This window comes from Arthrobacter sp. B0316-5-4, assembly GCF_059090325.1.
The window spans coordinates 771,237-783,343 of record NZ_JBNHFN010000001.1; the positions used below are offsets into that span (position 1 = coordinate 771,237).

Genomic DNA, 12,107 nt, shown 5'->3' on the forward strand with positions numbered 1-12,107 from the left:
GCGAACCTATAGTGCGATTGCGACTATTCGCTCTTCTTCCCCATGATGGAAAAGTGATCGCCTGCATCTTGAACCGTCGCCTCCCAAGTCTCCGGGTCGGCCACAGAGCTCGGAACGTCCTTAGTTGCATTCACGTGGTGGGGGGTACGCACTATAGAATCCCTTGAAGACGCCCGTTTGCGTCACGACTTTTGGGGGAATCTATGATTGCTGATGTAGCTATTTCGCGTGCGTTGGGCATGATAAGGCCACTGCGCCAGCGCCGCGCAGCGGCGGCGACCGTTACTGCCGGATTGGTACTGACCCTGATACTGGGAAGCCACCCTTCTCCGGCAGCGGCGGACGTCGTCACTGACAACGTTTCAGTCGGTGACCGACCTGGAGCGATCGCGGTAAATCCTGTAACGAACGTCGTCCACGTCGGCACGTCCGAAGGAATTTCCAGCTTCGGTAGTCCCAGCGCCGGACGCGTCGGCGTAGACGACCCCTCGGATATTGCAGTTAACTCGGTTACAAACAAGATCTACGTCAGCACTGCTACCGGCTATCTGGCCGTCGTCGACGGTGCCACGTACGCCGACGCTATCCGTGTGCCCATAGGAGCAGGCGCCGACGTTATAGCCGTCAACGAGCAGAGCAACAAGGTCTACGTTGGAATAACGAATGGCGTAGCAATTGTCGATGGCGTGACAAACACATTTATCACGGTCTCAGTCCCGGGCGTGGTCCGGGAGATTCTGGTGAATTCTTCGACGAACAAAGCCTATGTATTAGCCGGCGGAACCTTGAATGTAATCGATACCACCAACAAGGTCTCCGCTTCGGTCAGCGTGGGCGCGGGCGGCATCGTTGACGCTGCAGTTAACCAGAAAACCAACAGAATCTATTTCACCACTCTCGCTAAGTACGGGACTGGGGTACGTGTGGTTGACGGCTCAACTGACACCGTTACGCGGACTATTTCCTCAGATGGCAACCTGGGACAACTGGCGGTTAACCAATCCACCAACAGGATCTATGTAACGGCGGACAGCGGTTCATACGAAGGATCAGTCAAGGTCATCGATGGAGCGTCCAACGTCGAAGTGGCCGAGGTCAGTACGGCTACGCGCGCACGCGACATCGTCATAAACGAGACAACTAACAAGATCTACGTCCCAATGACCGGCAGGGGCGTAGCCATAGTCGAAGGTAAAGACAACAGCCATTCCTCGGTGTACACCGGTTGGGAACCCGTCACCGCGGTGGTCAACCCCACCATCAATAAGGTTTATGTGCTCAACGTTGGCTTTCCAAGTGTGGGTGTCATTGATGGATCCGTACCGGCACCCGTAAAAAACGATTTCAACGGGGATCGTAAAGCTGACGTCTTAGCTAGAGACGCAACTGGCACGCTGTGGCTCTACCCCGGTAACGGCTCCGGCGGCTGGCTCCCTCGCTCGCAGGTTGGCCAAGGCTGGACTGCCATGACAGCGATGCTGGCGCCTGGTGACTTTGACGGTGATGGTGACGCGGACGTCCTAGCCCGCGACGGAGCCGGTCTCCTATGGCTCTATCCCGGTGATGGGTCCGGTGGCTGGCGGGCACGTGTGCACGTCGGTACTGGCTGGGACGGTATGACGGCGATCGAGGGGATCGGTGGCTTCCATGGCGACGGATTCATCGATGTCGCCGCGCGCGACCGCAGCGGCACACTCTGGCTGTACCGCGGAGATGGCAAAGGAGGATGGCTCCCGCGGCTCTGGATCGGTTCCGGTTGGACCGGAATGTCGGAAATCGCTGGCGTGGATGACTTCAACGGTGATGGCTTGACAGACCTCGTTGCGCGCGACGGAGCCGGGGCCTTGTCTCTCTACATGCCCAACGGATATGGCAGTTGGTTAGGTAAGCAGACGATCGGTCAGGGCTGGAATGTAATGGATTCATTGGTTGGGCCAGGTGACTTCAACGGCGACGGCAGGGCTGACATCCTCGCCCGCAACTCTGTAGGCGAGCTGTGGCTTTATGCAGGAAATGGCGGAGCATCATGGCCCACGGCCAGCAAAGTCGGCGCCGGGTGGAATGGCATGACCGCGATCCTTTAGCTCGCTCCGATCCGGAATGACATTCAACGGCCAGCCCTGGTGATAATTCAGGGCTGGCCGTCGGTTCATCCGCTATAGAATCCGAACATCGGCGCACTAGCGTCACTTCATATGGGGGACTTCATGACTATTGCTTTGGATGAAGCGCGCAGACTGGGCAAAGAGAGCTCACACAGATCGTATCGGGCAGCGGTCGCATTAGTCGCTGTCGGCATGGCGCTGACCTTGTCGCTGGGAACCACTGCTGCCCCGGCAAATGCTGATGCGGTTACGGACCGTTTCCCCGTCGGACAGTGGCCAACCTCCATCGCCGTTAACCCCGTGACCGACACAGCCTACGTAGGCACCAATGACGGTGTGTACAGCGTTGGGGCAGGTGGCACAAAGCTTGTCTACCGTGGGTCCTCCAGCGCCGAGCACCTTGCCGTCAACTCCGCAACGAATAAGGTCTACATCAGCGATCCAAATGGTTCGATCGCCGTGGTTGACGGGGCGTCCCTTGCCACCACCCTGGTTCGAGTCGACTCGAGCCCAGGCGACCTGGCTGTGAATGAGAAGACCAACCGCATATACGTGAGCACCGAGACCGGCGTGACTATTCTGGACGGCAACACCAACAGTACAAATCCGGTGCCCGGTTCAGTCTCGGCACAAGACATTGTCATCAATCCGTCCACCAGCAAGGCCTACGCTCTCTCCGGTGGAACGATCAAGGTCATCGATGCGGACGGTAAGATCACTGCGACGGTGTCCATTGGGGCTGATGGCTTTCGCGCCATGGCAGTGAATCCTGCCAAGAACAAGATATACGCTACTAGCGCGCCACAATATGGATCCAGCATCAGAGTTATAGACGGCTCAAGCAATAAGATCGTGGGGGCCTTGGCCTCCAACGCTCCGCTCGGAGCTCTGGCCGTCAACCCGATGACCGACAAGATCTACGTTGGATCGGGTAGCTCCACCGCTACCGCCGTCAAAATTGTGGATGGGACCACGCTGACCGAAACTTCTAATATAACCACCGCAAGCCAGGTCCACAGCATCGTGGTCAACCCTTCGAACAATAAGATCTATGCCACCATGCTTGTTCGGGGCACCACGATCATTGACGGTCGGAACAACAGCAGCTCGGTTGTGTACACGGGGTGGGATCCCGGACAGGCGGCCGTGAACCCCAACAACAACAGGGTGTACGTCGTCAACACAGCTACATCGGGCAACCAATTGGCACAGTATTCAGTGGCTGTCATCGATGGAAACACTGCGAGGTCCGTCAAGAACGACTTCAATGGAGACCGCAAGACCGACATTCTGGCGAGGGACACGGCCGGGCTACTCTGGCTTTACCCCGGCAACGGCTCAGGTGGCTGGCTACCCCGCGTCCAGGTTGGACAGGGGTGGAACGTCATGACCGCAATCGTCGCCCCGGGCGATTTCGACGACGACGGTCACGCGGACGTTTTAGCGCGTGACGCGGCGGGGCTGCTGTGGTTCTACCCGGGTAATGGTGCCGGAGGTTGGAGACAACGTGTACAGGTAGGCCACGGCTGGGAAGTCATGAACGCTATCGAAGGCGTCGACTTTTACGGCGATGGGTTCATAGACCTCATAGCGAGCAACCGCGCCGGTTACTTGTACCAGTACATTGCCGATGGCAAGGCCAGGTTTTTGCATCCCGCTGGGATCGGTGGAAGCTTTACCAGTACGGTCGGGCTCTCTGAAATCACCGGAACAGACGACTTCAACTCTGACGGCCTCGGCGACGTAATTGCCCGCGACAGCGATGGTGGACTTTGGTTGTATCCCGCTAGTGGATATGGAAGCTGGCAGCCCAAACGGCAGATCGGTCAGGGTTGGAACTCCATGAACTCACTCGTCGGCCCGGGTGACTTTAATGGCGACGGCAAAGCTGACATCCTGGCACGCAACGCGGCCGGGGAGTTATGGCTCTACGCAGGTAGCGGTGGCTCAGCTTGGCCGGGGGCAACGAAAGTCGGCACAGGGTGGAACGTCATGACTGCAATTCTTTGATTCAGTCGCTTCGACGGCCTCTTGAGTAATCCAGGCGGGCACCGTCACCGGTGGCCGGCCAGTAACATCGAGCCCTCCGGGTCATCGCCGTCGTGGACGGTCTGCTTTCACATGCCCCCTCACGAAACATGCATCTGGTTGATCTGAGTGCCAGGGCCCGCCGGTTGAAGCGCGACAACAAGAACTAGGAGACCGATGATGACTAACATTCCATGGAGCCGCGGCGAGTGGACCAACCAGCCGGCCGCCGTCGTCGTGCAGGAAGGTGACCTGCTGGTGACCGCAGCCGAGAGCAGCGACGCCTGGCGCATCACCTCCTACGGGTTCATCCACGACACCGAACACGCCCTTCTGGCACCGTTCCCGCAGGACAGTGCCATGGAGGTCGAATTCACCGCCGCCTTGTCCCAACAATTCGACCAGGCCGGCCTCTTCGTGCGCGTCAGCGCGGAGCACTGGATCAAGGCCGGCGTGGAATTCGCCGACGGCGCCGCCCAGTTGGGCGCGGTTGTCACCAACCGCTTCTCGGACTGGTCTTTGGCACCTGTTCCGGACTGGAATGGCGGCCGTGTCCGCATAAGGATCAGCCGCGTGGGCGACGCCCTCACCATCCGGGCCTCGGCAAACGGCGGGGAACTCCAGCTGGTGCGGGTTGTGCCGCTGGATCCCGAGCTGATCGCCTTCGCCGGGCCGTTCACCTGCTCACCAACGCGGGCCGGGCTGACTGTCCCGTTCCACACATGGCGGACCACTCCCCCGGACAGTCAACTTCACTGACCCGGAACTTGCCAGCGTGACCGTTCGTGAGATTATGGAGTCTTCTGCAGCCCGATGACCGAGGCTGCAACTGAGCTGGCTCCGTAACAGTCCTATGGGGGGCATGACGGTGGAAGATACTGCAAGTCTTTGGCGTACTGACCCTGCGACGTTCCGCGACGTGGTGATCAACCGCGACGCCCTGAACGCTGCCCTGGCAGGTGAGTGTCCACCGGTGGAACGCATCAGATACCTGGCGTTGCTCGGACGGGACACCGAGGCCTTGGACGAGGGCTTCAAGCTGCTCCCCGATTCACCCGACCGCAGGGAACTGCTCCTGATCCTTGCCCAGGTGAAGCAGCGCCAGTACCGCTGGCATGACGCCGCCGTGCTCCATGAAAAGGCACTCCGAACAGTCCGAGCCCCGGATGAGGAAGCCTACGTCCGTCACCACATCGGCCGGCGGCTCTTTGACGAAGCCCGGTTCCGCGCCGCTGCCGACGAATTTCAGTGGGCCGCCGACCTGTACCGCGTCGCCGGCCAGCCAGAACCGGCTGAAGAAAACCGCCAGGCGATGCGCCACGCCCTGCACGTGCACAGCGCGGAGCGGACCACCGGACACCCCGGATTCGAGCTCTCTTGACCCTATAGCTCCATACCTCCGGCCCGTGAGATGTAGTCTTAGTAAGCAAGCTGACTATTCTTACGAGGCTGGGGGGCCCGAATGCCTGACATGGACTATTGGCCAACAAGCCGGTTGCTGTCCACCGCAGCGCGGCTCGTGGAACTTGGGTGGAATGAGCGGCTCCGCCCTCTGGGACTGACGTATCCAACGGTGTTAACCCTCGATGCCGTGGCGGATGCCGGCCCCATCTCGCCAGGCAAGTTGGCCGAGAGCATCCGCGTGCAAGCACAAACCATGGGACCGCTACTGAGCAGGCTCGAATCCCGTGGCTTCATCCGCCGTGAGGTCAACCGTTTTGACCGGCGCAGCCAACTCGTGTCGATTACCGAGCTGGGCCTGGAGTTGCTGAACAAATCCCACGGACAAGAGAACACGGTACTGGAAGGTATCGACCTGGACTCCGAAAGTCTTCGGGTGGAACTCATGGCTATCGTTCGGGACACCAAAATCAACTAAGGGTTCAGAACGCCCGCGTGGACGGATGCCAGGACAACAAGGCAGTATGGAGTTATCCGCTGATGAAGTCCGGCGTCCAAGGAAACAAGTTTCCGACACCCCGGGCAGGCAAACCCCAACCGCCGTGCCCGGACGAACTAAAGGGCAGCATGAGTGAACTTCGCATTGGCGACAACCTCCCAGTAGAGCTCCTGAGTTTCAGGGCAACCGAGTGCTTGGTATCAACCGGTCCCCCAGGATCGGAAGACATGTGCATCCTGGATGCAGGTCACACTGGCAGCCACCTGGCCGCTGGCGCAGACATGGTGGTTAAGGCCGTCTGGAGCTAGTGGGCGCAGAGAACCAGCTAAGGGCAAGCGACCCGGTCAGGGTCGCTTGCCCTTACGTTCCGCAGAAAGTCCGGTAAGGACCGAAAGTGTCGGGTGCCGGAGCAGCGTACTTCTCCAGGCCGGGACGTTCCTCAAACGGGGACGCCAAAGCCTCCAGCAGTCCCTCCGTGGGTCCGATGTCCCCCTCTGTTGCCGCGGCGAGGGCCTCCTCCACCAAGTGGTTGCGCGGAATGTAGACCGGGTTAACCGCATCCATGGCGTCCGCGTCAGGTGCCAATTCGCGCCAACGCGCCAGCCACGCATCGAACGCGGGCAGGTCCAGGACCACGCCCCTGGCCGGCTCCGGCTCCCCACGGGCCGCTCTGCCCAAGCTACGGAAGAACGACGTGTAATCCGCGCGCGCCTCCTGGACCAACTCAAGTAAGTCGTCCACCAAAGGCGAGGCAACGCCGTCGTCAATGTCTTCCGGAAGCCCAAGCTTGGCCTTCATGCCGCCGAACCACGCGGCACTGTACTGGGTGCGGAAGCCGTTGAGGGCCTCAACAGCCATCGCTACCGCCTTCTCCTCGTCCTGGTGGATCAGGGGCGCAATGGACTCGGCGAAACGCGCAAGATTCCACTCGGCAACCAGCGGCTGGTTCCGATACGCGTAGCGGCCCATCTCATCGATCGAGCTGTACACGGCACCCGGGTCGAAGCCCTCCATGAAAGCGCACGGACCGTAGTCAATGGTTTCGCCCGAGATGGTCATGTTGTCAGTGTTCATGACCCCATGCACGAACCCGACGAGCATCCACTGGGCCACCAGTTTCGCCTGAACCGACACGACGTCTTTCAGGAGGCCAAGGTAGCGGTCGGCGTCACCAACCGACGACGGGTGGTGACGTTCGATCGCGTGGTCAGCGAGCCGACGCAGCAGGTCCAGGTCATCCGAGGCCCTGGCATATTGGAAACTGCCCACGCGCAGATGGCTGCTGGCCACCCGGGTCAGGACCGCACCCGGCAAGACAGTGTCACGCTGAACCGGGCGCCCGGTAGCAACGACGGCGAGGGAACGGGTGGTCGGGATCCCCAGCGCATGCATGGACTCACTCACGATAAACTCGCGAAGCATGGGACCGATGACCGCCCGACCATCACCGTTGCGGGCAAAAGGCGTCCGGCCCGAACCTTTGAGATGGATGTCGCGGAGCTTCCCGTCGGCGTCCACCACCTCGCCCAACAGGAGGGCACGGCCATCCCCCAGCCGCGGTGAGTACCAACCGAACTGGTGCCCCGAATACCCCTGGGCCACCGGTGTCGCGTCCTCCGGAACGGAGTTGCCGACCAGCAGCCGTACGCCCTCCGGGCTCCGCAGGAAGTCCGGATCAAAACCAAGCTCGACGGCGAGTGGCCCGTTAAGTGCCAGCAGCTGCGGATCGGGAGCTTCCTCCGCCCGCCACGGAACAGCCAGCTCCGGGAAGTCCCGGGCGAAATGGCCCTCGAAGGCAATGGTGGAATGCGCGATGTCACTCATCAACCAAGGATATCGGCGCGGGCGGGCACCCGTGCCTGTATCCTCAATCTGAGCCACACCTTGCTGGCCCTTTTCTGGTTCGGAACGCCCTGCGAGTGCTGAGCCATTCATGTCCTGGGGGAACCATGATTTCTTCGCTCACCGCACGGCCGCTTGCCATTATCAGATCGGTGGGTTTCGCGGTCGCGGCAGTCGCTGTGGCGATCCTCCTCGCATCGTGCACCATCATTCCCCTGCCGGGAGCCGCCCCGTCGACGTCGCCATCCCCGACGCCGGAAGTGAAGATGCGGAACACCGAAGTTGCCACTGCTTCCTGGGAAGTGGCCATCGACCCCATCGGCCAGCCGGTGGTGGCAGACGGGGTCGCCCTGGTGTACGCCAAGGGTAAGAACGGGGTGGAAGCGCACGCTATCTCAACGGCTGACGGCAGGGAGCTGTGGACCCAACCCGTTCATCCGGGACTCGATGCGCCTTGGGTTCCCTTGGAACCCGTTGTGACCAGGGGAGCTTCAGGACGGAGCACCGCAATTTTCCTGCAGGCAGCTAAAGCTCCCGCCGGTCTCGACAGTGACGAAGCCTGGTGGACTGCGCCTGTTGCCTTTGATCTGAGCACCGGCAAGGAGCTCTACCGCGGACGACCGGAATTGGTCAGCACCCGCCCCTTCGCCTGCGACGGACTCTTCGACATGTGCTTCATCGCCTTTAGTGGGACTTCCCAGGCATCGGAACACTGGGTGGCCATTGACTCCGGTGAGGAGCATGCAGGTGCTGACGTCAATCCTCTCGCCGGGGTTTTCTGGCCAGTGGGCAAAGAGCTGTATTCGGTGGTGAAGGACGACACCAGAAAGCTGGCCCACGTGTCTCACGGCGAGGTCTTGTGGGAAGTGGACCTGGAAACCATTTTTGGGAAGGGCGCCACCACGGATATGGGCTGGCACTTCAAGTACTCGGAAGAATTGGACCTCTATGTTGGCTCTGTCGGCATCAACCCCACGAATTTTTCCCCCGACACATACACGGAGCAAACCTTCTCGCTGAACCTCCGCGAGACTACTAAAACAGTGGGCTTCCGGGCCTCCAGCGGTAGGATCCTGTGGACGGCCGATGGCTCCCAGCTCGAATGCGCCAGAACGACCGGAATCGACGCCACCAAGTTGGCGGGCGGCGATGCATTCCCTGTCCGATGCGACTATGTAGATGGCTTCATTGAATTTCCTGCGGGCACCTACCGTGGAGGACTTTCCAAAGTGGTGGGCTACGATCCCCTAACCGGCGCTGCTGCATGGGAATCCAAACCGGTGGAAGTGCACAGTTGGGAAACGACCGGCCTCATACCGTCAGCAAGCCACGGCGAATTCGTGATCACTGGCACCTACTGGGCCTCAGGCTTGTTGGACACCACCACAGGAAAGCGCCGCGGGGCCAGCTTCGAGGACTCGTTCGTCTGCTGGAAAAACACAACCTATACCGTACCGTCGGACGGGCCCACCAAAGATCAGCCCGGCGGCAATACCCGCGCTGGCTCAAATATCGCGTTCCCATGCCTGAAGAGCGGATCCGCGGCCCCGGCACTCACCTATGGTGCCCTGACGGACGTGAGCACTACGGACCAAGACATGGCCGTCATCTCCTTTGAAGGAAAGCTGGCCGGGTACAAGCTCCTCAAGGAATTCGTCTGAGGGAACTACCCCTTGAAAACCGGCGCCCGCTTCTCCTGGAACGCCCTGAAGCCCTCGGCATAGTCGTCGGTCTTGCAGAGGCGGGCCTGCTCGGTGTTTTCCTCGGCCATGGACGCCCAGAGGCCCAGGCGCTGGTCGCGGATGTGGGCCACGAGTTCCTTCGACGCGTTGAAGGCGCCTGTTGCCCCCACAGCCACCCTGGCGACGATGGCACGGGTCTCGTCAAGCAGGACATCGGCAGGCATCGCCCGGCTGAACATCCCCTGGGCAACGGCTTCCGCCCCGGAAATGAGGTCCGCCGTGTAGATCAGGTCCAGTGTGCGGTGCATGCCCAGACGCTCGGTGAAGTACCAGTGTCCACCGGAGTCCAGCGTGGCACCAAGCTTTGCGAAGGGTGAGCCAAACTTTGCGTTCTCCGCCACGTACACAACGTCGGTGGCCAGCAGCAGCCCCAGCCCAACGCCCAAACACGCGCCGTGTGCCGCAGCGAAAGTGGGTGCCGGGAACGCAGCCATTTTCTTGAGCAGCGGCTCCACCAACCCACCAAGATACGCCTGGGCATCGTCGGTTTCAGGTGTCACTGCGCCGATGTCCCGGCCGGCGCAGAAGGCCCTACCCTCGCCGCGAAGCAGCAGCGCCCGCACCTCACCGCGGGCGGCGGCGGCAGCAGCGTCGTCGTACCCCTTATCCAGTTCGGCAAGTGCGTCCTCGTTGAGCGAGTTCAGCTTTTCCGGGATGTTGAGGACAATTTCGGCAATGCCGTTGGCAATGGAGAGCTCGATCATGGGGACTCCTTAGACGTCGAAGTCGACGGTAACTTCTTCGCTGGTGGGGTGGGATTGGCAGGTCAGGACGTAGCCCTTGTCCAGCTCGTCCTGCTCCAGAGCGTAGTTCTCATCCATGCTCACGGTACCGGTGATCAACTTGGCGCGGCACGTGCCACAAACGCCGCCTGCACACGCGAACGGAACGTCCGGGCGGACGCGCAGGGCCGCGTTGAGGATGGACTCACGGGCATGCGTGGGGCTGGCGACATCGCCGGTCAGGCCATCGAGCTTGAAGGTGATCTTGAACGTGTCCTGCGATTCGTCGGCTAGGACGGGTCGGCCGGCGTTGCCCTCGGGGCGGTCCGGACGGCCGGTGGTGAACAGCTCGAAGCGGATATGCTCCGGCTCAACGCCGCGGGCGGCAAGGGTGTCGCGGCACAGCTGGACCAGCTCAAACGGCCCGCACAGGAACCACTCGTCAACATCCTCGGCATGAATTGCGCTGCTCAGCAGCGCCTGCAACTTCTCCGAGTCGATACGGCCGGTCATCAGCGGCGCGATGCGCTGCTCACGGGACAGCACATGGTGCAGCGCCAGACGGGACGGGTACTTGTCCTTCAGGTCCGCCAACTCCTCCAGGAACATCACGTCCATGGCAGCTTTGTTGGCGTACACCAGGTCAAACCTGGTTTCCGGGTTGGCAGCCAGCAAGGTCCGCGCAATCGCGATCACCGGAGTGATGCCCGACCCCGCGGCAATGGCCACGAAGCTGCCGGGCTCCCCCGCGAGCTCCTCCGGGTGGTTCATGGAGTTCATGACGTTGTGCTGGACGGCGGAACCGTCCTTGCCGTGACGGGAAATGAAAGCACCCTGCGGGCTCATGACGTCCAGGACGTCGCCGGCCTTGAGCTCGGCATTGGCCCAGGTGGAGAAGATGCCGCCAAGGTCCTTCTTGATGGCCACCCGGATCTCGCTGCTGCCATCCTCGAAACTGCGCGGCTCTGCGCAAATCGAGTAGCTGCGGCGGACCTCGTGGGGCTCGCCGGTCTCGTCCGGCAGTGTGGTTCGCAGGGCGACGTACTGGCCGGGAAGGTAGTCATACTGGCCCGCCAACTCGGCGGGAACACCGAACGTGACCTCGATGGCATCGTCCGTGAGGCGCCGGACTTCCGCGACGGTCAGGTTATGGAAAGACGCACGACGGCGGCTGGCCGTCTGTGTTTCGGTGGTCATGGCTGCTTCCTTAGAGGACTTTGAAGTAGTCGAACGGTTCCTTGCAGTCCTGGCAGACGAACAGCGCCTTGCAGGACGTGGAACCAAAACGGGTGAGTTCCTTGGTGTTGAGTGAGGAACACTGCGGGCATTTCACGGCGAGGCTCAGGCGGACAGGACCGGAGTGCCCACCGGCGGCAGCCATGCCGCTGGGCGGGGCGATCCCGTATTCCTCCAGCTTGGCCTTGCCGGATTCGGTCATCCAGTCCGTGGTCCAGGCCGGGGACAACACCAGGTTGACGTGGACACTGGCATAGCCCTCCCGTTCGAAGGCCTTCCGCAGGTCGTCACCGATGGCATCCATCGCGGGGCAGCCCGAGTACGTCGGCGTGATGGTGACCTCGACGGCGGTACTGGCCGGGCCGCCGTCGTGCGCTTCCGTCGCTTCAGTCGGGGTGACCCGCACACCGCGAAGGATTCCCAGGTCCTCGATGGTGAGGACCGGGATCTCCGGATCGCAGACCGTGGACGCGATGTCCCAGGCCCGCTGCTCTTCGGTCTGTGCCTGCGTTCGTGACGGAGTCATCACGCT

At 61.4% G+C, this 12,107-nt stretch carries 11 protein-coding genes; 7 read left to right on the plus strand and 4 right to left on the minus strand.

Annotated features, from left to right (window positions below; translation table 11 throughout):
• Positions 1-203 precede the first annotated feature (203 nt).
• The 6 genes from AC5RU9_RS03535 (at position 204) to AC5RU9_RS03560 (ending at position 6,341) form a co-directional block, all read left to right on the plus strand.
• Positions 204-2,084 (plus strand): FG-GAP-like repeat-containing protein, encoded by a 1,881-nt coding sequence (locus tag AC5RU9_RS03535; RefSeq protein ID WP_494015340.1) that lies wholly within the window; start codon positions 204-206, stop codon positions 2,082-2,084.
• A 123-nt stretch (positions 2,085-2,207) separates the two neighbouring features.
• Positions 2,208-4,115: an FG-GAP-like repeat-containing protein gene (locus AC5RU9_RS03540; protein WP_494015341.1), complete on the plus strand. Its 1,908-nt coding sequence runs from the start codon at positions 2,208-2,210 to the stop codon at positions 4,113-4,115.
• Between the two features lie 195 nt (positions 4,116-4,310).
• A complete protein-coding gene (locus AC5RU9_RS03545) occupies positions 4,311-4,892 on the plus strand; it encodes a DUF1349 domain-containing protein (RefSeq protein ID WP_494015342.1) in 582 nt (193 codons plus the stop codon).
• A 103-nt stretch (positions 4,893-4,995) separates the two neighbouring features.
• On the plus strand, positions 4,996-5,514 hold the full coding sequence (locus AC5RU9_RS03550) for a hypothetical protein (protein WP_494015343.1): 519 nt from the start codon (positions 4,996-4,998) through the stop codon (positions 5,512-5,514).
• A gap of 81 nt (positions 5,515-5,595) precedes the next feature.
• Complete coding sequence (locus AC5RU9_RS03555) at positions 5,596-6,012, plus strand: MarR family winged helix-turn-helix transcriptional regulator (protein ID WP_494015344.1); 417 nt, start codon at positions 5,596-5,598, stop codon at positions 6,010-6,012.
• A 149-nt stretch (positions 6,013-6,161) separates the two neighbouring features.
• Complete coding sequence (locus AC5RU9_RS03560) at positions 6,162-6,341, plus strand: hypothetical protein (protein WP_494015345.1); 180 nt, start codon at positions 6,162-6,164, stop codon at positions 6,339-6,341.
• Between the two features lie 52 nt (positions 6,342-6,393).
• Here AC5RU9_RS03560 and AC5RU9_RS03565 read toward each other — a convergent pair whose 3' ends face one another.
• Positions 6,394-7,857 (minus strand): protein adenylyltransferase SelO, encoded by a 1,464-nt coding sequence (locus AC5RU9_RS03565; RefSeq protein WP_494015346.1) that lies wholly within the window; start codon positions 7,855-7,857, stop codon positions 6,394-6,396.
• A gap of 125 nt (positions 7,858-7,982) precedes the next feature.
• Between AC5RU9_RS03565 and AC5RU9_RS03570 the strand changes: the two genes are divergently transcribed.
• Complete coding sequence (locus tag AC5RU9_RS03570) at positions 7,983-9,536, plus strand: hypothetical protein (protein WP_494015347.1); 1,554 nt, start codon at positions 7,983-7,985, stop codon at positions 9,534-9,536.
• Positions 9,537-9,541: 5 nt separating this feature from the next.
• Here AC5RU9_RS03570 and AC5RU9_RS03575 read toward each other — a convergent pair whose 3' ends face one another.
• Genes AC5RU9_RS03575 through paaD form a run of 3 tightly spaced genes read right to left on the minus strand, consistent with a single transcriptional unit; the run spans position 9,542 to position 12,101 of the window.
• On the minus strand, positions 9,542-10,321 hold the full coding sequence (locus AC5RU9_RS03575; RefSeq protein WP_494015348.1) for an enoyl-CoA hydratase/isomerase family protein: 780 nt from the start codon (positions 10,319-10,321) through the stop codon (positions 9,542-9,544).
• Between the two features lie 9 nt (positions 10,322-10,330).
• The gene (paaE, locus tag AC5RU9_RS03580; RefSeq protein WP_494015349.1) at positions 10,331-11,536 is read right to left on the minus strand and encodes a 1,2-phenylacetyl-CoA epoxidase subunit PaaE; all 1,206 of its coding nucleotides are present in this window, start codon (positions 11,534-11,536) and stop codon (positions 10,331-10,333) included.
• A gap of 10 nt (positions 11,537-11,546) precedes the next feature.
• The gene (paaD, locus tag AC5RU9_RS03585) at positions 11,547-12,101 is read right to left on the minus strand and encodes a 1,2-phenylacetyl-CoA epoxidase subunit PaaD (RefSeq protein ID WP_494015350.1); all 555 of its coding nucleotides are present in this window, start codon (positions 12,099-12,101) and stop codon (positions 11,547-11,549) included.
• Positions 12,102-12,107 lie beyond the last annotated feature (6 nt).